At 56.7% G+C, this 19,721-nt stretch carries 21 protein-coding genes; 13 read left to right on the forward strand and 8 right to left on the reverse strand.

Annotation, left to right across the window (positions count from 1 at the left end):
• Nucleotides 1-7: 7 nt before the first annotated feature.
• Both ACFIO0_RS12785 and ACFIO0_RS12790 read right to left on the reverse strand, forming a co-directional pair.
• A complete protein-coding gene (locus tag ACFIO0_RS12785; RefSeq protein WP_390910780.1) occupies nucleotides 8-673 on the reverse strand; it encodes a malonic semialdehyde reductase in 666 nt (221 codons plus the stop codon).
• Nucleotides 670-1,554, reverse strand: coding sequence for a fumarylacetoacetate hydrolase family protein (locus ACFIO0_RS12790; protein WP_390910781.1), 885 nt, complete (start codon nucleotides 1,552-1,554; stop codon nucleotides 670-672). The genes ACFIO0_RS12785 and ACFIO0_RS12790 overlap by 4 nt, the downstream gene beginning before the upstream one ends.
• A 49-nt stretch (nucleotides 1,555-1,603) precedes the next feature.
• Here ACFIO0_RS12790 and ACFIO0_RS12795 point away from each other — a divergent pair, with 49 nt between their 5' ends.
• The 8 genes from ACFIO0_RS12795 to ACFIO0_RS12830 all read left to right on the forward strand — a co-directional run bounded on the left by ACFIO0_RS12795 (nucleotide 1,604) and on the right by ACFIO0_RS12830 (nucleotide 9,269).
• Nucleotides 1,604-2,026 (forward strand): YciI family protein, encoded by a 423-nt coding sequence (locus ACFIO0_RS12795; RefSeq protein ID WP_390910782.1) that lies wholly within the window; start codon nucleotides 1,604-1,606, stop codon nucleotides 2,024-2,026.
• A gap of 20 nt (nucleotides 2,027-2,046) precedes the next feature.
• Nucleotides 2,047-2,712, forward strand: coding sequence for an FCD domain-containing protein (locus tag ACFIO0_RS12800; protein ID WP_390910783.1), 666 nt, complete (start codon nucleotides 2,047-2,049; stop codon nucleotides 2,710-2,712).
• Between the two features lie 78 nt (nucleotides 2,713-2,790).
• Nucleotides 2,791-4,095, forward strand: a complete 1,305-nt coding sequence (locus ACFIO0_RS12805; RefSeq protein ID WP_390910784.1) for a malonyl-CoA decarboxylase domain-containing protein — start codon at nucleotides 2,791-2,793, stop codon at nucleotides 4,093-4,095.
• Nucleotides 4,092-5,594 (forward strand): AMP-binding protein, encoded by a 1,503-nt coding sequence (locus ACFIO0_RS12810; protein ID WP_390910785.1) that lies wholly within the window; start codon nucleotides 4,092-4,094, stop codon nucleotides 5,592-5,594. Before ACFIO0_RS12805 ends, ACFIO0_RS12810 begins: the two co-directional genes overlap by 4 nt.
• 87 nt (nucleotides 5,595-5,681) lie before the next feature.
• Nucleotides 5,682-6,710: a C4-dicarboxylate ABC transporter substrate-binding protein gene (locus ACFIO0_RS12815; RefSeq protein ID WP_390910786.1), complete on the forward strand. Its 1,029-nt coding sequence runs from the start codon at nucleotides 5,682-5,684 to the stop codon at nucleotides 6,708-6,710.
• A 62-nt stretch (nucleotides 6,711-6,772) separates the two neighbouring features.
• Nucleotides 6,773-7,408 (forward strand): TRAP transporter small permease subunit, encoded by a 636-nt coding sequence (locus tag ACFIO0_RS12820; RefSeq protein WP_390910787.1) that lies wholly within the window; start codon nucleotides 6,773-6,775, stop codon nucleotides 7,406-7,408.
• Nucleotides 7,405-8,760: a TRAP transporter large permease subunit gene (locus ACFIO0_RS12825; RefSeq protein ID WP_390910788.1), complete on the forward strand. Its 1,356-nt coding sequence runs from the start codon at nucleotides 7,405-7,407 to the stop codon at nucleotides 8,758-8,760. The genes ACFIO0_RS12820 and ACFIO0_RS12825 overlap by 4 nt, the downstream gene beginning before the upstream one ends.
• An 11-nt stretch (nucleotides 8,761-8,771) precedes the next feature.
• Nucleotides 8,772-9,269 (forward strand): heme-binding protein, encoded by a 498-nt coding sequence (locus ACFIO0_RS12830; RefSeq protein WP_390910789.1) that lies wholly within the window; start codon nucleotides 8,772-8,774, stop codon nucleotides 9,267-9,269.
• On the opposite strand, the gene ACFIO0_RS12835 is transcribed toward ACFIO0_RS12830, so the two are convergent.
• Nucleotides 9,251-9,826, reverse strand: coding sequence for a hypothetical protein (locus tag ACFIO0_RS12835; protein WP_390910790.1), 576 nt, complete (start codon nucleotides 9,824-9,826; stop codon nucleotides 9,251-9,253). The two genes, ACFIO0_RS12830 and ACFIO0_RS12835, sit on opposite strands and share 19 nt — an antisense overlap.
• A gap of 53 nt (nucleotides 9,827-9,879) precedes the next feature.
• Here ACFIO0_RS12835 and ACFIO0_RS12840 point away from each other — a divergent pair, with 53 nt between their 5' ends.
• The gene (locus ACFIO0_RS12840) at nucleotides 9,880-11,244 is read left to right on the forward strand and encodes a hypothetical protein (protein ID WP_390910791.1); all 1,365 of its coding nucleotides are present in this window, start codon (nucleotides 9,880-9,882) and stop codon (nucleotides 11,242-11,244) included.
• On the opposite strand, the gene ACFIO0_RS12845 is transcribed toward ACFIO0_RS12840, so the two are convergent.
• From ACFIO0_RS12845 to ACFIO0_RS12865, 5 genes are all read right to left on the reverse strand, one after another.
• Entirely contained in the window at nucleotides 11,241-11,822 is a 582-nt protein-coding gene (locus tag ACFIO0_RS12845) for a cupin domain-containing protein (RefSeq protein WP_390910792.1), read from the reverse strand. The two genes, ACFIO0_RS12840 and ACFIO0_RS12845, sit on opposite strands and share 4 nt — an antisense overlap.
• 10 nt (nucleotides 11,823-11,832) lie before the next feature.
• Nucleotides 11,833-13,713, reverse strand: coding sequence for a TRAP transporter fused permease subunit (locus tag ACFIO0_RS12850; RefSeq protein ID WP_390910793.1), 1,881 nt, complete (start codon nucleotides 13,711-13,713; stop codon nucleotides 11,833-11,835).
• A gap of 59 nt (nucleotides 13,714-13,772) precedes the next feature.
• Nucleotides 13,773-14,705, reverse strand: a complete 933-nt coding sequence (locus ACFIO0_RS12855; protein WP_390910794.1) for a TAXI family TRAP transporter solute-binding subunit — start codon at nucleotides 14,703-14,705, stop codon at nucleotides 13,773-13,775.
• Between the two features lie 108 nt (nucleotides 14,706-14,813).
• A complete protein-coding gene (locus ACFIO0_RS12860) occupies nucleotides 14,814-15,752 on the reverse strand; it encodes a YHYH protein (protein WP_390910795.1) in 939 nt (312 codons plus the stop codon).
• A gap of 144 nt (nucleotides 15,753-15,896) precedes the next feature.
• Nucleotides 15,897-16,640 (reverse strand): IclR family transcriptional regulator C-terminal domain-containing protein, encoded by a 744-nt coding sequence (locus ACFIO0_RS12865; protein WP_390910796.1) that lies wholly within the window; start codon nucleotides 16,638-16,640, stop codon nucleotides 15,897-15,899.
• A gap of 148 nt (nucleotides 16,641-16,788) precedes the next feature.
• On the opposite strand from ACFIO0_RS12865, the gene ACFIO0_RS12870 reads away from it, so the two are divergent.
• From ACFIO0_RS12870 to ACFIO0_RS12885, 4 genes are read left to right on the forward strand one after another with little or no spacing between them, the layout of a single operon-like run.
• Nucleotides 16,789-17,628 (forward strand): cyclase family protein, encoded by an 840-nt coding sequence (locus ACFIO0_RS12870; protein ID WP_390910797.1) that lies wholly within the window; start codon nucleotides 16,789-16,791, stop codon nucleotides 17,626-17,628.
• Nucleotides 17,628-17,981 carry a cupin domain-containing protein gene (locus tag ACFIO0_RS12875; protein WP_390910798.1) on the forward strand — a complete coding sequence of 118 codons (354 nt, stop codon included), beginning with the start codon at nucleotides 17,628-17,630 and terminating at the stop codon, nucleotides 17,979-17,981. Before ACFIO0_RS12870 ends, ACFIO0_RS12875 begins: the two co-directional genes overlap by 1 nt.
• A gap of 3 nt (nucleotides 17,982-17,984) precedes the next feature.
• A complete protein-coding gene (locus ACFIO0_RS12880) occupies nucleotides 17,985-18,770 on the forward strand; it encodes an SDR family oxidoreductase (RefSeq protein WP_390910799.1) in 786 nt (261 codons plus the stop codon).
• Nucleotides 18,771-18,772: 2 nt separating this feature from the next.
• A complete protein-coding gene (locus tag ACFIO0_RS12885; RefSeq protein ID WP_390910800.1) occupies nucleotides 18,773-19,699 on the forward strand; it encodes a 3-hydroxyacyl-CoA dehydrogenase NAD-binding domain-containing protein in 927 nt (308 codons plus the stop codon).
• Nucleotides 19,700-19,721: the final 22 nt, after the last annotated feature.

Raw genomic sequence — 19,721 nt, forward strand, 5'->3', positions numbered from 1 at the left:
GTTCCTTTTAGGCAAAGCTGCACACATCATCGAAAGAAAAGCGTGGCAGTTTTTGAAACAGCGCGCTTTCGTCGGCGTATCCGATGTTGCACAGGAAATTTGATTTCAGGGTCGTGCCGGTAAAGAATTCGGTGTCGACAATTGCATTGGAAAATCCGGACATCGCCCCGACATCCAACCCCAAGGCGCGGGCCGCGATCATGAAATAGGCACCCTGCAAGGTGCCATTGCGATAGGCGGTGTCGGCACAGTATTCAGGGTTTCCGTCGAAAAGATGACGACGATCTTCGTGGGGAAACAGGAACGGCAGTTCGTGCCAGAAATCCGTGTCATACGCGATGATTGCGGTCACTGGTGCGCCCATCATCTTGGTCACGTTTTGCGGCTTTAGTGACTTGGCAAGTCGCGCTTTTCCCTCTGGCGACTTCACAAAAACAAACCGCGCAGGCAGCGTGTTCATGCTGGTCGCGCCATTGATCATGATGTCGTAAAGTTCGTGCAGCAGAGCGTCGGAAACAGGTTTGTCCGTCCATGCATAGTGCGAACGCGCGGCGCGCAAAATCAGATCGATGGCATCATCTGACAACCGCTCGATACGGCCGTGCAGTGCGCGGTGATCGTCCTGCGCCTTGGCACGTGCGGCGTCCAAATCTGATCCGACTGGCGCGGTCATGCGGCAGCAACCGTTGCGGCATGGTCTTTTTCATCGACAATTGGGTTCGAGCAAATGCCGATGCCCTCGATTTCGATATCCACGACTTCGCCGGGCACCAACCAACGCGGGTTGGGTTTTTTGGCATGGCCGACACCGGGTGGTGTGCCCATCGCAATCAGATCACCGGGTTCTAATGTCGTGTATTCTGAAATCGTGGCGATGGTTTGGGCCACCGACCAGATCATGTTTCCGGTGTTGGAGGATTGCAAAATCTCGTCCCCGACGCGGCTTTCGATTTTCAACCCACTCGCGCCTGCCGGGACCTCGTCTGGCGTTACAACAAATGGCCCGATGGCACCGGTGTCGTCGAAATTCTTGCCCGGTGTCCACTGATGGGTTTTGCGTTGATAATCCCGCACCGATCCGTCGTTGAACACGGTGTAACCGAACACGTGATCCAGCGCGTCGGCTTCGGAAATGTGGCGCCCGCCTTTGCCGATGATCAGCATCAGCTCGGCCTCGTAATCCAGCTTGTCCGAGCACGTTGGCCGCACCAGTGGCGCGCCGGCCGCCATTATCGAATTCTTGCCACGCATGAAAAGCGCTGGATATTCAGGAATGTCGTACCCGCCCTCTTTGATGTGGTCAGTGTAGTTCAAACCTAGGCAAATGATCGTGCCGGGCTTGGCCACAGGCAGCGCCGGTTTGATCGAAGACGTCGCGACTTGCGATACATTGCCCATTTGATCGCGCACCGATTCTATCAAAGCAGGGTTTTGAACAAGACCCATCAAATCGGGGCCGATTTTAGCGTTCAAAGCCGTAAGATTAACGGCCTTTTCGCCGTCCACAGCAAACACCGCAGTGCCGCTTGTTGTCTCGCCTACTAGATATTTCATCAATGCAATCCTTGTCAGTTTGAAAAAATTCTGACTACTATCGCGCATAATGTCAATAAATATCGATTTTTTACGGAGCATCAAAATGGTTGCATGGGCTGACTACAAATCCGAGGCCAAGAAACGCGGCGCACTCGCGCTGGAGCTATTCGTCGCGCACAGCACACCCGCAAAAACGCCCGAAGACGTCAAAGCGGCGCTGCCCGATCACCTCGTGTATCAGGCCCGACTTGAGGCCCAGGGGCAGCTCGCGTTTGCCGGCCCGATGTCAGACGAAACGGGCGAACACATGCAAGGCATGGGGTTGATTATCTATCGCGCAGCCAGTTTTGATGCCGCACGCGCCTTGGCCGAAGGTGACCCAATGCACAAAAGTGGGGCGCGCAGTTTCATATTGCGCCGGTGGATGATAAACGAAGGATCGCTGAACCTGTCGGTTGGACTTTCCACCAATGCCGTTAGCATGACTTAATTATTGTAAAGGTTTGGACCATGGACATGATCGATGCCCCCAGCGGCAAGGAAACTTCGGCCACACATGGTGCCTATCTTGCCTTGCGCGACATGATCTTGACCGGCAGGCTGCCTGCGGGTCGCAAGCTAAAGATCGAGGAATTGCGCGGTCTGCTAAACACCGGTGCATCGCCTGTACGCGAAGCGCTGAGCCTGCTGACGTCCGACATGCTTGTGGAGCGTATTGACCAGCGTGGATTTCGTGCGGCCCCGACCAGCAAAGCCAATTTCGAAGAAATCCTGGCCCTGCGCTGCTCGCTCGAGGACATGGCCCTGCGCCAATCAATTGCGAACGCGACCCCGGATTGGGAAGAGCATCTGGTGCTGACCCATCACCGCATGAAGAAAGCCGCGGGGCTCGACACTGCGGTTTTTGAAGCGGCGCACAAGACCTTTCACATGGCCCTGCTGGCCAACAGCGGATCACCGATGCTCGCGCGGCTTTGCGACCAGCTTTATGATCTCAACATCCGGTATCGGTATCTTGCCGCCGCCAGCAGTCGTTATCAAAACCGTGACGTTTCGATGGAACACGACGATATTCTTGAGGCGACAGTAGAGCGCGATGCCAACCGCGCCTCTGCCAGCTTGCTCAGCCATTATCGGCTGACCGGAGAGTATTTATCGCGCACTTTGGACACTTAGTGCCCATTTTGACGATTTAAATTGATATGATATAAAAATATCGATATTAATTGCATCACGACTCTCTTGTAACCGGAGATGACAGTGCAACGAAATCGCTTCCTTGGGGACTTGCTGTCCCAGCTTCTTGTCCGGCGCGGATCGACCCGCAGCAAGGACGATACCCGTGATATTTATGAGTTATCTCAGGCGCTCCTCTCGGCTGAGGGTGAAGTGTCTGGCCTGCGGCTTGCCTCCGCTGTGATGGATCGATACGCGGCATTGAACGGCGACGAAAAGCGGGCGTTCTTTGTGTATCTCAACACCGAGCTAGAGATCGATCCCGAGAATGTCGCCCGTCTGGCAACCCAATATTCGACGGCCCCAACGCCCGATCTGTTTCGCGATTTATGTCAAGCGGCAGAGCCCAAGCGTCAGGAATTTTTTCGCCGTTTGAACCAACCCGTCGGGGCTACGGCGGATCTGGTTTCCATGCGCGTTGATCTGTTGAAACTGTTGAAAGGCGACCCCGATCTTGCACGCACAAACCATGACTTTGTGCATCTTTTGCGCAGCTGGTTTAATCGCGGATTTCTGGTGTTACAGCAGATCAGTTGGGACACGCCCGCGCGCATTCTCGACAAAATTGTCGCCTACGAAGCCGTGCACCAGATCAACGATTGGGATGACCTGCGCCGACGCCTTTACCCCGCCGATCGCCGATGTTTCGCATTCTTCCATCCCGCCATGCCGGATGAGCCGTTGATCTTTGTCGAAGTGGCCCTGACCGAAACCATCCCGAATTCGATTGATGCAGTGCTGTCCGACAGCCGCACGCCGCTAGAGGCGGATCAGGCAAAAGTAGCCGTATTCTATTCGATCTCGAATTGCCAAAAAGGACTGACCGGCATTAGTTTTGGGAACTTGCTGATCAAGCAAGTGGTGGCGGAACTATCGTTAGAATGCCCGCAGTTAGAGGCTTTTGTCACCCTGTCCCCGATCCCCGGTTTGAACCGTTGGCTAAAAACCCAAACCGAAGATCCGGAACAGGGTGGCGCAGCACAGGCCGTGCTTGCGGCCACCGCTGATCCCGAAGACGTGCGCGCTATGGCGGCCCGATATCTCGTGACCGCCAAACGTGGCGATGGCATGCCACTGGACCCTGTCGCCCGTTTCCATTTGGGCAACGGCGCCCAGGTTCACGACATTCACGCAAGCGCCGACACCTCGCAAAACGGCACCGCCCAATCCAGCGGCGCGATGGTCAACTACCTCTATGATTTGACGCAAACCGAACGAAACCACGAAGACTTTGCCACGGCCTCAACCATCGCAGCCTCACGATCTGTGCAGGCGCTGTCGACGGCGGCGTTGGTGACAAAACCCATGGAACCCGCGCCATGACCAACACGCTTTACGATGCGCTAATTGCGCCGCATGCTGAAAACAACGCCCCGTTTTTGATCAACGACGAGGGTACGGCACTGACCTACGCGGGGTTTGTCCGCCGCGTCGCACAATTGGCCAACGTGCTGAAAAACATGGGCGTCGCGCCCGGTGACCGCATCGTTGTACAAGCACCAAAACAGACCGACACAATCGCGCTGTATGGCGCGGCGGTTCAGGCGGGTGCCGTTTATCTGCCGCTGAACACCGCCTACACCCAAGCCGAATTGTCGTATTTCCTGAATGACGCAGCACCCCGTTTGGTTGTGTGCGACAGCAAGGATGAAGCTGCCGTGACGCGTCTGTGTTCCGATCTTGGAGCCAAAGTTCTGACGCTTGGCGCGGATGGAACGGGCAGCTTGCCCACGGCCGCCGACACCGTGCCTGAGCAATTTGACACCGTCGCGCGCGGCCCTGATGATCTTGCGGCTTTGCTCTATACGTCGGGCACGACCGGTCGATCCAAAGGCGCGATGCTGTCGCATAAAAACCTGCTGTCAAACGCACGCGCGCTGACCAATCTGTGGGACATCACCCGCAACGACAGGCTAATCCATGCCCTGCCGATTTTCCACACGCACGGTCTGTTTGTCGCGATGAACACCAGTCTGCTGGCGGGTGCTCAGGTCCGTTTTATGGCAGCCTTTGATCAGGATGCGATTTTGGACGAGCTGCCGAATTCCACAATGTTGATGGGTGTGCCGACCTTTTATACCCGCCTGCTGGGCGACCCTCGTCTGACCAAAGACCGGTGCGCTGGCATGCGACTGTTTGTGTCCGGTTCCGCGCCGCTTTTGGCCGAAACGCACACTGCATTTACGGACCGCACCGGTCATCGCATCCTTGAGCGGTACGGGATGACCGAGACAAATATGATCACCTCGAACCCGTATCAGGGCGAGCGGATCGAAGGCACCGTCGGCTACGCGCTGCCCGGCACAGAGGTCGAAATCACCTCGCCCGACACCGGTCAACCCGTGCCTGTCGGTGACATTGGCATGATCGAGGTGCGCGGCGACAACGTGTTCCAAGGCTACTGGAACATGCCGGAAAAAACCACCGAAGAGTTGCGCGACAGCGGGTTTTTCATCACCGGCGATCTGGGCATAAAATCGGCTGACGGGCGGATCAGTATCGTGGGTCGCCAAAAGGACCTGATCATTTCGGGCGGCTACAACATCTACCCCAAAGAAATCGAAGACGTGATCAATGACGTGGCAGGCGTGCTGGAAAGCGCTGTGTTTGGCGTGCCGCACCCTGACTTTGGCGAAAGCGTGCAGGCCGCCATCATCTTTGAAAATGGGGTGACGTTGGATGGCGCAACGATTGCCCAAAAAATCGCTCCGTTGCTGGCCCGCTTCAAGCAACCACGCAACTACATTTTGCTCGACGCGTTGCCGCGCAACAGCATGGGCAAAGTTCAAAAAAACATTTTGCGCCAAGATCATAGCCCTTGAATTCAACGGCTGACTTGCAATGCAAAACACGGCCTTGGGGAAAGGCAAACCAACCGGCGAAACGCCGAAAATATCTGGGAGGATAACATGAAATTTCTGAAGAACGCGACGGTTCTGGGGCTAATACTGGCAGCAACGTCAGCAACAGCGCAAGAGGTCGAAGGCCCCGCAGTCAACTGGAGCCTATCCATGTGGGGCAATCCACGGGCCTTGTCAGCGGGCATGGAGGCGATTTCAGCGCGTGTGGAAGAGGCCACAGGCGGCAATTTCAAAATCAACATCTTTTATGGCGGTCAGTTGTCCGGCGCGCGTGAAAATCTTGACGGCCTGCAATTGAACGCCTTTGAGGGTGCCGCGATCTGCAACTTTTACCACCCCGGGAAAAACCCCGCATGGATGGTATTCTCGCTGCCGTTCTTGCCGCTCGGCGATCCGAAAGTCGATCAGTTCGTGCGTGCAAAAATGTTCGAACACCCCGCCATTGTCGCTGACATGGAACGCTGGAATGCGGTGCCGTACATGTCCGGTCTGTTACCGCAATACGAAATTCTGGGCAAAGGTGACGCGCCAACCAACCTCGCGGATTGGAGCGGTCTGCGCGTCCGTGCCGGCGGTGGTCTGGGCAGCGCGATGGAAGTCTTGGGGGCCACCAAGCAAACATTGCCCGCGGGCGAAACATCAACCGCGTTCCAACGCGGTGCCCTTGATGCGGCCGCATTCCCCTACACTTACGCGCATGTCTCGTTTGGTATCGCGGACGAAGCCGACTGGTTCACATCGAACCTCGCGCCTGGAACGTCGGAGTGTGGGTGGGTGTTCAACAAAACCGCCTATGATGCCCTGCCCCCGCAGTACCAAACCCTCTTGATGGATTTGCGCGGCATGGGCATGGACATTGAACAGGCCGCCTACGCCGAACAGGACGCCAAAAACCTGCCGGTGTTTCGCGATACAATGCAGGAAATCGTCTATAGCGACGCCGAGCTTGCCAAGTTTCGCGACATAGCGGGCAAGCCGGTTTGGGATGCTTGGATCGACGCCAACAAAGACAAGTTTGACGCGCAAGGCGTGTTCGACGCGATCTTTGCGTATGCGCAAGACGCCGCAGCCCAATAGGGCGTGTCTTTGGTTCGGCCTCGATGACGGGCCGGACCCTCAGTACATCTTAAGGACAAGGCATGGCACATCACACCAGCGCTGACGGAACCGTTTTGGGCCGCTTGCACCGCGCATTCATTCCCGTCGAAGACCTCGCCAATTTGCTCGCTGCATGCGCAATCATCATGTTGATGGTTTTGGGCGTCCTGCAAATTGTTTTGCGGACAATGTTTAACGCGCCAATCTCAGGTTACATCGATCTTGTCGAACTTTCGATGGCCAGCATGGCGTTTTTGGGCGCTGCGTATTGCCAGCGTTTGGGCAGCCACATTCGGATGGAACTGCTGGTTGGTCGCCTAAAGGGACGCCCGCTTTGGGCGCTCGAGGCGTTGGGCACCGCACTGGCGTTATTTATCATCGGCGTGCTGGTCTACTACAGTTTCGGTCATTTCCTGCGCTCCTACACTTTGGGCGACACAACGATGGACGCCGAATTTCCGGTTTGGCCGTCAAAATTATTGGTGCCGATTGCCTTTTCGATCTGGTTTGTCCGGCTTGGCCTTCAGCTGGCAGGATCCCTGCGGCTGTTCATTGATCCCCGCAAAGACCCCATTGCCGTCGTCACCGCAAAAGACGTCGCGACACAGGCACAGGACGAAATTCACGAGGTCATGGGCGACGACGTCGACCTGTCGGTGTCGGAGGAACGCACATGATTATCGGCATCGGTATGTCCAATCCGTTTCTGGTCGGCGTGATTACCCTGCTCTTGTTGCTGGGGCTTATTCTGATCGGCGTGCGCGTTGTTTTTGCAGCCGCAATTGTCGGGCTTTTGGGGCTGGTCGAACTGCGCGGTTGGGGGCCTGCCGCTGGCATTGTTGGCACCATTCCACACGCAAAATCCTCGACCTATGCGCTGAGCGTGCTGCCCATGTTTATCTTCATCGGTTTTCTAGCCTTTCATGCGGGCATGACGCAGCAGCTGTTTGATGCTGCGCGCAAATGGCTGGGTTGGCTGCCGGGGGGCTTGGCTATTGCCACGGTCTTTGCCACTGCCGGGTTTGCCGCGGTTTCTGGTGCGTCCACTGCGACGGCCGCCGTCTTTAGCCGTGTGGCGATCCCTGAAATGCTGAAACACGGTTATGACCGCAAGATGGCGGCGGGTGTTGTTGCATCGGCCGGCACGCTCGCGACCCTCATTCCGCCCTCGGCCATCTTGGTGATCTATGCAATTATCGTTGAACAATCCGTGGGTAAACTGCTGCTGGCAGGCTTTTTACCCGGCGTCGTTTCGGCCTTTATCTACGCCGCAATCATCGTCGTTTGGGCGCTGTTGAAACCCGGGCACGCGCCGTCAGTGTCCGGCTATACGTGGGGCGAACGCATGCGCACGATCCCCGGTATTTCACCGATCTTTCTGGTCGTGATTATCATCATGACCTCGATCTACGGCGGCTGGGCGACACCAACCGAGGCCGGTGCCTTGGGCGCGGCGATTGTCTTTGCCCTTGCGCTGGTGCGGGGCACACCGCTGTCGGCGATCAAGAATTCCTTGATGGAATCTGCCAAGTTGACGGTGATGATTTTCTCGTTGATCTGGGGCGTGTTGATTTTCGTGCGCTTCCTCGGGTTTTCTGGCATCCCCGGGGAATTCACCGAATGGGTTGTTGGCCTAGACGCAGAACCGATGACGATCATGATCTGCATCCTGCTGGCCTATGCTGTGTTGGGCATGTTTATGGACGCGATTGGCATGCTGCTGTTGACCCTGCCTGTGGTTTACCCTGCGGTCATCGCCCTTGGGTTTGATCCGATCTGGTTCGGCATTATCGTCGTCAAAATGGCCGAGATCTGCTTAATCACCCCGCCCATCGGGCTGAACTGTTTTGTGGTAAACGGGGTCAGGCCCGACATCCCGCTAGGGCAGGTTTTTCGTGGCGTGGCCTTGTTTTTCATCGCGGATGTGATCACCATCGCCGTATTGCTGATGTTCCCCGAGATCGTCACATGGCTTCCCAACTTCGAGTTTGACGTTTGGTGGGCAGGCCTTTGGGCCGTCAATTCATAAGGAACACTGCCATGCGCTTGCAAACATCGCTCCCCTTGGACAAAGCCAACCTGATCGTCGCGCAGGCTCTGGTGTTGGGGCGCAAAGCTGGATTGCTGCCGCTCACGGTTGTGGTTCTGGATGCGGGGGGCAAAATGGTCGCGATGCAATCCGAGGACGGCTCTGGCCTCATTCGTTTCGAGATCGCGTTTGGCAAGGCCTACGGCGCACTTGGCATGGGAATATCTAGTCGACTGATCCGCGACCGATTGTCGGAACGCCCAACATTTCAAGCCGCGCTTGCCACAGCGTCAGATGGGCGATTGATCCCGGTTCCGGGCGGCGTTTTGGTGGAAACTGCAGACGGGATAACGCTGGGCGCTGTCGGCATCAGTGGCGACACATCCGACAAGGATGAATACTGCGCGATCGACGCCGTCAAAACCGCAGGCTTGGTCCCGGAACCGGCAGACCCTGCCCCAGATTGGAAGACATCGTCCCTGTCAGATCACTACCCGGCATCCACATAAACCGGATGATCGATATGGCGATGGGTCATCTGAAGCCGAGGCAGCTCAGCGTCCGCCGGATCAACCAGCGTGAACGTGGATTTCCCCTCGTACTGCGGCGGCACAACCATGCAGCGCACAAAGCTGGTGACACCTGTGCTTTGCAGCGCGACCGCACGCACAGGCGTGTCCGCAGGTTCGAACCAATGGTCGCCTTGCGAAATACGCCGCGCATCAGAACCGGCTTCGATTTGCAGCGCACCACGGGTCAAAACCCGAAATCCCGCAGCGGTGTGCGTGTGATGGTGGGCGATGGCCCCAACCGGAAAACAGACCTCGTCGATGCGCAACAAAGCCGGACCAGCAGGCAGCAAAATCGGATGTGTCGCGATGACATCCGCGCCGTGCAGCGCCGTTTTCGACAAACCGAAAACCAAATCCGCATCGACCACCTTGCCGATGTACACTTGACCCGCTGGATGCGTCGTGCCGCCGTTTGGCAAAGCGACCCAACTGAGGGCGCATTCAAGCGCGGCATTTGGTGCGATTTGCGGACCTTTGGCAATAGTCAAAAACATAGGCTGGCCTCTTGGGTTTATCGCGAACACTTTAGCATAATTGATGCTGTCCGATGAAGACATCCCTGCCCTTAACGCTGATTGCTTTGTCAGCTGGCGTGTTGTGGGCGAACACTTTGGGCGGGGTGTTCGCGGCGCAGATTGTGCGCATCTTGTTTTGCCTGCTGTGCATCTTGGGCCTTGCCACCCGTTCGATCCGCGAGACGATTTTACTGGGTGTTGCAATAGCTCTGGCCCTGTTGGTTCTCGCCAAACCCCAAGGCTATTCGGCCCTGTTGATCGCACTGGACCTTGCCGCGTATTTTGCCGCGTTTATCGTGCTGCTGACCGCGTTGAAAATTGCCGCAGAACGATCACAATCCGTGCTAAAGGTCGGCCGCTATTTGATCGGGCAGCCGACGGGGCGGCGTTTTCTTGCAACGGCCACGGGCGGGCACATCCTTGGTGTGTTCCTGAATTTCGGGGCCGTCAGCCTGATGGCTCCGCTTATTCAATCGGCGACCAAACACCTTGACGGCAGCACTGATCCGGATTTGGAACGCCGCCAATTGTCGGCCTTGATGCGCGGATTTGCGTGGATTTTGTTGTGGGCACCCACCACGTTGACCCAAGCGGTTCTGCTGACGTTGTTTACCGAAATTGACCTGACGCGGATCGTGTTGATCGGGACGGCAACCTCCGTTCTGATGATGGTCATCGGCTATCTTTATGACCGTTTCGAGTGGCGAAACCTACCGGTGCGCGTCGATCCAACTGCGCCCGATTGCCCGCGTCGATCGCTGCTTGTGCTTGGCTCTGTTTGTGTGTTGTTGATTGGGGCAGTTGCCACCTTGCAGATGGCGATGGGGTATTCGACGGCGTTGTCCTTGATGTTTGTCGCGCCTGTCATCACGCTTGTTTGGTTCGTGCTACAAAAGCCGGATGACATCACGTTGCCGGCGCAATGCGCGCGGTTTTGGCCTGCATTCACAACCAACGCGCCGGGGCTTGCCCGCAGTGCAATGGCGTTGGGGTTATCCGGATTTATCGGCCGAATTCTGGCCGAGGTTTTGCCTGTCGCCGCGATCACCGCGCAGCTGGATCTGAGCGTCCTGCCCGGTTGGGTTTTCCTTGCTGCATTGCCGGTTCTGATCACGCTGGGCGGTCAAATTGCGCTTAGTCCGATCATTCTTGTGGTGTTTATCGGGCAAGCGATCCAGACCATGCCCGCCCTGCCTGCCGATCCGACAAACATCGTTTTTGCGCTGAGTGCGGGGTGGGCGATCAGCATGTTCGCATCGCCGAACGCAACGGCCACGCTGCTGATTTCGGCGACGTCAAACATTCCGCCGACAACGCTGACTTGGCGATGGAATTTACGGTACGCCGCGATCTGCTATCTGGTGCTGGTCGCGATCTTTGTGGGGCTAGAGGCCTAGTCGCGCGGCGGTATCCCCTTGCCCTCGCCCGCAGTTGTTACGCCATCGATCAGCACGAACATAATCGTGCAAGGCTCTGTGCCGCGATTGGCCCACGCGTGATTGGTGCCGCGCTGCACAACGACATCGCCGGCCTTGAGCAGGACGTCATCTTGTTCGTTGTCCATCACCATCCAGATTTCGCCATTCATCACGATGCCGTAGTCGACTGAATCGGTGCGGTGCATCCAAGGGTGGCGCCCCCCTTGCACGATGTTGGCACCTGCGCCCATTTCAGCAAAAGCAGCCGCCCCGTCTGTGCTGGACAGTTGCGCCATGACTTCGGGGTCTTCGGGCATGAATTCAACACATCTGAACACGGACCCGTTGGTTGGCGGATGCAGAATGAACGGTCCTGTGCACGTTTCGGTCGGGCCGTCGTATTCCGCAGGGGTTTGATCGGTCAGCCAAAAATTTGTCAGGCGCACACCGGGGCGGTTCGGCCGTTCTAGCATTTGCGTTGCGGTTTGATCGCTCTCGATGATTGCGACCCCGTTTTCATCATGGCCAGTGACGACGCGTCGGTATTCTTTGTGCATGGATCACTCCTTAGATCGGGATTGGTTTTGGTTTTGTCCGGTCGAAAAACACGACCGCGCTGAACAGGACTAAGCCTAGAATCCCGCTGAGATAGCCCTGAAACAGCAGGGCCAACCCCGCAACGGCGGCCAAGCCACGCAGCATCGGCGTCAAACGCTGGGTCAGACAACCGATGATGGCCACAGCAATCGCTGCCGTTCCAAAAGCGGCGGTCACAGCGGCAAAAGCGTTTTCGAGCAGGCTGCCTTGCATCAGAATTCCCGGCCCGTAAACAAAGGCAAAGGGCAGGACAAAACTGGTGGCGGCGTAGCTTGCCGCGGTCCAGCCGACCTTGTTTACATCTGCCCCCGCGATGCCCCCCGCCACGTAGGACGCAAGCGCGACGGGCGGTGTGATCGTCGAAATGCAGCCGTAATAAAACACAAAGAAATGCGCCGTTAGCACCGGAACTTCGAGCCGCACAAGCGCTGGTGCAACCACGGTCGCGAGGATCAAATACGCCGCTGTCGTCGGCAGCCCCATCCCCAGAATGATCGAGGTGATCATCGTGAACAGCAGCGCAAGGAACAAATAGCCGCCAGACGCGACGTCGATCAGCGTCGCGATCTTTGATCCCAGACCGGTGACACCGAGAATGCCTGCAATAATGCCCGCCGCCGCACAGGCCGCCGAAATCGTCACGACGCTGCGCGCCCCTTCGGAAATGCTGTTGCAGATTTTGCCAAAGAATTCACGATCAATTTTGCGCCGCCAAACAATGTCCAGCACGATCAGCGCCCCCATGGCCCACAGCGACGCCATGAACGGCGAATAGCCCATCAGCATCATGGTAATCAGCGTGCCAAAGGCAAAAATGAACGGTCCACCTTTGATCAACACGTGCAACAGCGGGATCTCATCTGTTGCCTCCGTCACATTGGGGGCGATCCCCAGTTTGGTTGCTTGCAGGTGCACCACCACAAAGGCAGAACCGAAAAACAACAGCGCGGGCAACAAGGCCGCCAGCATAATCGACGTGTAGGGAACCCCGACAATTTCGGCCATGATAAAGGCCGCAGCCCCCATCACGGGCGGCATGATTTGTCCGCCAGTCGAGGCCACGGCCTCAATCGCGGCGGCTTGATGTGGTTTATAGCCCTCGCGCTTCATGATCGGGATAGTGACCGTGCCCGTGACCGCGACGTTCCCCGCAGCCGACCCCGACACCATGCCGATCAGCGTCGAAAACAACACTGCCGACTTGGCGCTGGCCGCCCGAAGCCCGCGTGTGCACCGCGTCGACAGCTCGAAAAAGAAATCACCGGCGCCGAAGTTAGAAAGCAAGGCCCCAAAGATCGTAAAGACGATGATGTAGGTCGCAGCCACCCCGACCGGAATGCCGTAAATACCTTGGGTATCGGTCGTCAGCACCAGCACGATCCGCTCTAGGCTAGACCCGCGCCCCTCTAGGACACCGGGCAAATACGGGGCCGCAAACGGGTACAAAAAGAACACCAACGTGATGCCCGCAAGGAACAGGCCAATGCCGCGCCGGGCGGCCTCAAACACCACCAAGAGCAAAACCACACCGGCGACGTAATCCCCGTCAGACGTGATACCACCACTAAAGGCGATGGATTTCCACTGGCTCAGCAGCCAAAGACTGGCCCCGACCGTTGCGCCCACAAGACCCGTCGAAATCGCCGCATTCAGAACGGTTCCTTCTAGTCTTTTGGACGCAGGTTTGATCACGAACAACAGGGACAACGCCAGCATCACATGCGTCACACGCATCGGCATGGTCGAGATTGAAACCACGCCCGAGACGACCATCAAATGGTACGCTCCGAGGCCGAGCCCCGCCAGATAAATTGCGTTTCGAAGGGTCACAAAGCGTTCAAGAAATGTCATGGAAAATGTCCCAGCGGTCAGTGATCGACGAGAGACCGCACAGGCCCCTCGTCCGTTGTTTACTTCGCGTCGAAATACGCCTGCGCGCCGGCGTGTAGCGGGATCGCCAGCTGTAGTGACATCGCAGGCTCGATCTGGCGTGCGTTGGCGTTTTCGCCCTGCAGCTCTGCCAGATTGTCAAAGATCGCAGCCGTCACCGCCTGGACTGTCGCCGCATCAAGCGTGTTTGGCGCGACCAGCATGTTGTTCACACCGATCAGCGTACCGCTGTCAGCGGTGCCGTAAACATCAGGCGCGATTTCGACGGACATGTAGGCCCCATTCGCCGCCAATGCTGCGTCAAGCTGACCTTCGGAAAACGCGATAAAGCGCAATTCAGCGCCAGCTGTGGCTTGCATCACGGCCCCTGCCGGATAGCCGGACAATGCCAGTGCTGCGTCAACGGTTCCGTCGGTCAGTTGGCTAAACCCGTCCGAGTAAGACACAAAGCTGGGCGTGAAATCATCGACGGACATGTCGTGCAATGGCAGCAGGAAATTCAGAAAACCAAGCGTGCCTCCCCCCGCAGGGCCAACCGCCACGCGTTTGCCCGCCAGATCCTCGAACGTTTTGATGTCACTGTCGGCCAGCACCATCATGTGCAACACGGACGGATGCAACGCGGCCACAGCACCGATGTCGATTGGCCCCGCTTTGGTGTAGGGACCTTTGCCTTTGATCGCCAATGCCGCGAGGTTGTTGTTGGTGATCGCAATTTCGACTTCGCCAGCGGCAATCAAGTTGGGGTTTTGCACCGAACCACCGGTCACAATCGGCACCATCGATAGGCCAGCGCCCGCATGTTTGGTCACAACATTCGAGATGCTTTGACCCATCGGATAAAACGCGCCACCAAGTGATGCGGTCCCGATACGCAGCTCTTCCGCAGATGTCGCTGAGGCCGCGACCGTCAATGCTGCCGCGCCCAAAAATGTCTTCATTGATCTAAACATAGAATCCTCCCTGGATAGAAAGTGATCCTAAAGACATTTTTACGGATTGCAAAAAATATCGATATTAATGTAATTACGTTACAAATATCACTATAAATTACGAACCAATTAGGGTCGCTGAGGCCGTGCAGATGCATCACAGACTTGATTCGGGTCTTCCAACGCGCAACCTGCTTCGGCGCGCAGGCATGACACGATGGCGTTCGATCCAGCATCGCCAGCATGATAGTGATAGCCCAGCGTCTCGGTTTCATGCCCGCCGCATTTATCCAGATCATCTGCGCCAGAACCATCGGACAGCAAATTGTCGAAAATGCCATACCCGTCCATTGCAATCCCGATCTGTGATGCGTGGCCTGTGGCCGTTTCTGCGCCCGTCAAACAGTCGGTCACAGCATGGTAATGATAGCCGACATGGGGGTTCACGTGCCCACCACAATCATCAAATGGCGCAATGGTGTGTGCGGCAAGAATGTCGTCCACAGGGGCAGGTCCATCGAGGCGGATGCCATTGTTTGCCACCCCTGACCCTGAGGCATTCGTCGGGTTCGTGCGCCAAGTACGCTGCGGTTCTAACGGAATTACATAGGTCATTGTTGCATCATCCGGCATATATTCTGGCAGGCATTGCACACAATAGTTGTTAAATTCTGGATCAACGTCGGGGCGCGCAGCCGCCTCGCAGGCCGCCTTGCTATCGGTCACGCGTATCTTGCCCGTGGCCTCATCGAACAGCTGCCATTCTTCGTCATCATACATCGTTGCCAAGCCGGAAATGAACGCCCCGTCGACGTCATGCACGGTTCCGTCCTTTAGCCAGATGCCACCCTTTTCGGCGGTGTCGTCTATCGACGTCGGGCACCACGGCCCCGGTGTATAAGACTTGGGGTCTGCCTTGACCGTAATTGAAAAACACTTTGTCTGTGTGCCGCCAGACAGCGTGCAATCGACGATCTCGGGGCCAGAAACCACGTTCGCATTTTCAAAGAAATGCCCGATGGAATGCAATTGGTCCGATTGGGTGTCAGCCAGCGACGGGGTAGCCAAAAGGCATGCAAAAAATGGAGGCGGAAGGAATTTCATGGCACGTCCAATCAGCTGGTGTCGCGTTTTGGGGGCGCAGGTTTGCACTCCGGTTGTCACTACTACGTAGCTCCGCGGACTTTCCGTCGGTTTATTTTGTGCGGCGCGTTAGGTTTTGAGAAACGCGGCCCTGCTCGCTTCCATGCATTTTCTAAGATCAGGCTCCACAGACACAAATCGACTGCTTGGCGCTGGCACCGAAATGGCAAAAACATCGCCGTTATGTCCTGCAATCGCAAAGCCCAACGCACTGACGCCGTCGGTGTGATCGTTCTCGTCGCGGGCCAATTCACCCGCCCGTATTCGCGACAGCTCCTTCAAAAGCGGGCCAAGTTGAATATCGAACTCAGGATTCTCTGACAGCTCGGACAAAATCAGTTTTTCTGCGGCAGTCTCGTCCAGACACGCAAGGGCGGCTTTGCCATTTGCGGTGGTGGTCAGAGGAAAAGTTTCGCCGATGCTGGACACCGTTCTAAGGCGCTGGCTACCGATGACCTGATCGATAAACCGCATCTTGCGACCTTCCAGAACCGCCAGATCCACGGTTTCCGATGTGGCGGCAGATATCTCTTTCATGACCGGACGCAGACGCGCGCGCAGATCGAACACCGGGGCTTTTGACAGGCTCTGGATTTCCGGACCCAACCTGATTCGCCCTTGCCCCCCGTCGGTCGCAACAAAGCCCTCAAGCGAAAGTGCGCTTACGATCCGCTGTACCGTAGAGCGGGGCAGTTCGACTTGGTTGGCGATTTGCCCAAGGCTAAGCCCATCGGTATTTTTCCCCAAAACACGCAGGATGTCTGCGGCGCGGGTAATGACCTGAATGCCTTGTATTCTTTGCGCATCGTTCACTTTTACTGTCTCACTTTTGCATTTCCGAGCCGCCGGTACGGCCTTGTGTAGTCTACAAAACGCGCCTTTGGAATTCAATACTTGACCGCTATGCGGTACATATTGCACCATTATGTGGAACACTGGGAAATTTACTTGAGGAAATGCGATGACTGTTACAGTTCGCGGAATTGAATTTCAGGCCAATTTGGACAACGATATGGGGCTGGAGTTTGTCAATTTGAGCCATCGGTTCGGATACCAATGCCCCAATTGGCCGTATTTTGACGACGTCGATATCAAGCGAAAGCACTACATGGCGAAATCCGGTGTGCTGAGCCAAACCATCACCACCACGATGCACGTCACAACGCACATCGATGCCCCTGCCCACGTCGTACAGGGCACGCCGTTCATTGACGAAGTGCCACTGCCGCATTTCTTTGGATCCGGTCTGGTCGTGTCGATTCCGAAACAGAAATGGGAAAAAATCACCGGCGAAGATCTGGAAGAAGCCTGTGGTCACGCAATCCGCAAAGGCGATGTTTTGATCATCAACACCGGTTGGCACAAGCAATACGAAGACGGCGATTATTTTGCCTACTGCCCTGGCTTGGTGCAGTCCGCCGCCGATTGGATGGTCGAAAAAGGCGTAAAGGTTGTCGGTCATGACACCCAAGCCAATGACCACCCGCTTGCCACTGCAATCGGCCCGCAACGCAACGGTCCGATCCATCCGCACCTCGAACAAGAGTACTTTGAATGGTCAGGCGGTGTGGACTGGAAAGATGATTTCCCAGAGTGGGAACCGGTGCACAATACGCTGTTCAAAAACGGAATCCTCGGGATCGAAAACGTTGGCGGCGATCTGGATTCTGTGACCGGCAAACGCGTCACATTCGCGTTTTTCCCATGGAACTGGGATCGCGGCGACGGCTGCATCATTCGCCTTGTTGCGATGACCGACAAAAAACAGGCCTACCGCATCGAAGCCGGGGACGCGTTTTAATGCACCTCAAACGTTTCGCAGATGCGCAGACCTATGATGCGCCCAACCACTGGGGCGTCACCGGACTGCGGTTGCAAGGGTTTGAAGATGGGGGTCCGAAAAACCAATGGATCGGGTTTTCCCAATTTCTACCCGGTGGTGGCGCTGGCCCCGACAGCACCCCGTTTGAAAAGGTCTATGTGGTTCTTGAGGGCGAAATGACGGTCGAAATCGACGATGTGCAAACCGTTCTGCGGGCCATGGACAGTTGCACGATACCCGCAAACGAGGTCCGTAAAATCGAAAATCAGACGAACCACATTTGCAAAATGCTCGTTGTGATCCCGTATCCCGACACACAGCAACCGGAGTAGATCATGTCACTCGATCACCCACATCTTATGTTCGATGTCGCCGGTAAGGTGGCTTTGATCACCGGTGCGTCCGGTGCATTTGGCGCAGTTGCCGCGCAGTGCTTGTCTGGTGCTGGTTGCAAAGTCGTTCTGGCCGCAGGAAACGCCAAAACGATGGCTGACGTGGCCGACCGCTGCACCGGCGAAACGCATCAAGTAAACGCCCGCCCGGACAGTGAAACCGCCTGCAAAAAAATGATCGCAGAAACCGTCAAGGCGTTTGGGCAAATCGACATTTTAGTCGTCGCATCGGGGATGAACAAAGTGGCCAGGATCGAAGACATGGCACCCGACACCTTCGGGTCCGTCATGGACGCCAATGTCACGCAATCATGGTTAATCGCGCGTGCGGCCACCGCACAGATGAAGGCCCAAGGCGCAGGTGGCAAAATCGTTTTTGTATCATCCGCGCGCGGACTTTTAGGACATCCGGCAGGCTACACCGCCTATTGCGCGTCCAAAGCTGCCGTTGACGGGATGACCAAGGCCTTGGGCTGCGAACTTGGGCCAACGGGCATTACGGTTAACGCGATCGCCCCAACTGTGTTTCGCTCACCGCTTACCGCTTGGATGTTCGAGGAAACCCCGGCCGCAACCGCCGTGCGCGATGGTTTCCTTGCCCGCGTCCCAAAGGGTCGCTTGGGCGAACCCGAGGATCTAGCAGGACCTTTGCTGTTCCTGTCGTCCAAAGCATCGGATTTTTACACCGGCCACATCTTATACGCCGACGGCGGCTATACGGCGGGATAGACATGACATTACGCAACAAAATCGCAGTGATCGGGGCGGGCTTGATGGGCCACGGCATTGCTTTGACCTTTGCGCGCGCTGGTCACTCTGTTCGCATTGCAGACCCCAGTACCGACATTCTGATGTCGACCATGGAACGGATCGCAGACAGCCTGTGCCTGATCGGCGCAACCCCGTCAGAATTGGCGGCAACGTTGTCTCGGGTGACCTTGATGCAGACCACAGCCGAAGCCGTCATCGACGCTGAATTTGTATTCGAAGCTGCCCCCGAAAAGCTGGAGCTAAAGCAAGCCATTTTCGCAGACATCGAGGCGCATGCGCTGCCGGATGCGATCCTTGCATCCAACACTTCTGTGATCCCGATCACCCAGATCATGGCGAACCTACAGGGGCGTCACCGCGCGCTCGGCACCCACTGGTGGAACCCGCCGCACATGATCCCGCTGGTCGAGGTTGTGAAAACTGAATGGACGGATCCGGCCTTGGCGAAGGTGATGTTTGATCTGCTGGCCCACGCAGGCAAGACCCCTGCGATGGTCGAAAAAGACGTGCCCGGTTTTATCGGAAACCGTCTGCAACACGCGCTGTGGCGCGAGGCGATTTCCCTTGTGGAAAACGGCATCTGTTCGGCAGAAACCGTGGATGATGTGGTCAAAGCCAGCTTTGGACGCAGGCTTGCCGTGCTTGGGCCGCTGGAAAACGCCGATCTTGTTGGTCTGGAGCTGACCCAAGACATTCACGCGCAAGTTCTCTTTGATCTTGATAACAGCGCGACCCCATCCCCCTACCTGCAAGACATGCGCGACGCCGGACGCAGCGGCATGGCCGCAGGTGCCGGCCTGCGCGACTGGAGCGAGGGTGACCTAGAAAAAACCAAGGCCCGCGTGGCCGAACATCTTCGAAAACTGGAGGCAATTTTGCCTGACTGACATCGCTTTGGGAGGAGCCAAG

This window comes from Pseudosulfitobacter sp. SM2401, assembly GCF_042932805.1.
In the GTDB taxonomy this organism is placed as follows: domain Bacteria; phylum Pseudomonadota; class Alphaproteobacteria; order Rhodobacterales; family Rhodobacteraceae; genus Ascidiaceihabitans.

Coding starts and splice junctions, on each gene's coding strand:
- ACFIO0_RS12875 (WP_390910798.1), top strand. CDS start 17,628: ATGCACCTCAAACGTTTCGCAGATGCGCAGACCTATGATGCGCCCAAC.
- ACFIO0_RS12800 (WP_390910783.1), top strand. CDS start 2,047: ATGGACATGATCGATGCCCCCAGCGGCAAGGAAACTTCGGCCACACAT.
- ACFIO0_RS12855 (WP_390910794.1), bottom strand. CDS start 14,705: ATGTTTAGATCAATGAAGACATTTTTGGGCGCGGCAGCATTGACGGTC.
- ACFIO0_RS12885 (WP_390910800.1), top strand. CDS start 18,773: ATGACATTACGCAACAAAATCGCAGTGATCGGGGCGGGCTTGATGGGC.
- ACFIO0_RS12880 (WP_390910799.1), top strand. CDS start 17,985: ATGTCACTCGATCACCCACATCTTATGTTCGATGTCGCCGGTAAGGTG.
- ACFIO0_RS12870 (WP_390910797.1), top strand. CDS start 16,789: ATGACTGTTACAGTTCGCGGAATTGAATTTCAGGCCAATTTGGACAAC.
- ACFIO0_RS12785 (WP_390910780.1), bottom strand. CDS start 673: ATGACCGCGCCAGTCGGATCAGATTTGGACGCCGCACGTGCCAAGGCG.
- ACFIO0_RS12805 (WP_390910784.1), top strand. CDS start 2,791: ATGACAGTGCAACGAAATCGCTTCCTTGGGGACTTGCTGTCCCAGCTT.
- ACFIO0_RS12850 (WP_390910793.1), bottom strand. CDS start 13,713: ATGACATTTCTTGAACGCTTTGTGACCCTTCGAAACGCAATTTATCTG.
- ACFIO0_RS12840 (WP_390910791.1), top strand. CDS start 9,880: ATGAAGACATCCCTGCCCTTAACGCTGATTGCTTTGTCAGCTGGCGTG.
- ACFIO0_RS12815 (WP_390910786.1), top strand. CDS start 5,682: ATGAAATTTCTGAAGAACGCGACGGTTCTGGGGCTAATACTGGCAGCA.
- ACFIO0_RS12820 (WP_390910787.1), top strand. CDS start 6,773: ATGGCACATCACACCAGCGCTGACGGAACCGTTTTGGGCCGCTTGCAC.
- ACFIO0_RS12810 (WP_390910785.1), top strand. CDS start 4,092: ATGACCAACACGCTTTACGATGCGCTAATTGCGCCGCATGCTGAAAAC.
- ACFIO0_RS12835 (WP_390910790.1), bottom strand. CDS start 9,826: ATGTTTTTGACTATTGCCAAAGGTCCGCAAATCGCACCAAATGCCGCG.
- ACFIO0_RS12830 (WP_390910789.1), top strand. CDS start 8,772: ATGCGCTTGCAAACATCGCTCCCCTTGGACAAAGCCAACCTGATCGTC.
- ACFIO0_RS12845 (WP_390910792.1), bottom strand. CDS start 11,822: ATGCACAAAGAATACCGACGCGTCGTCACTGGCCATGATGAAAACGGG.
- ACFIO0_RS12790 (WP_390910781.1), bottom strand. CDS start 1,554: ATGAAATATCTAGTAGGCGAGACAACAAGCGGCACTGCGGTGTTTGCT.
- ACFIO0_RS12825 (WP_390910788.1), top strand. CDS start 7,405: ATGATTATCGGCATCGGTATGTCCAATCCGTTTCTGGTCGGCGTGATT.
- ACFIO0_RS12795 (WP_390910782.1), top strand. CDS start 1,604: ATGTCAATAAATATCGATTTTTTACGGAGCATCAAAATGGTTGCATGG.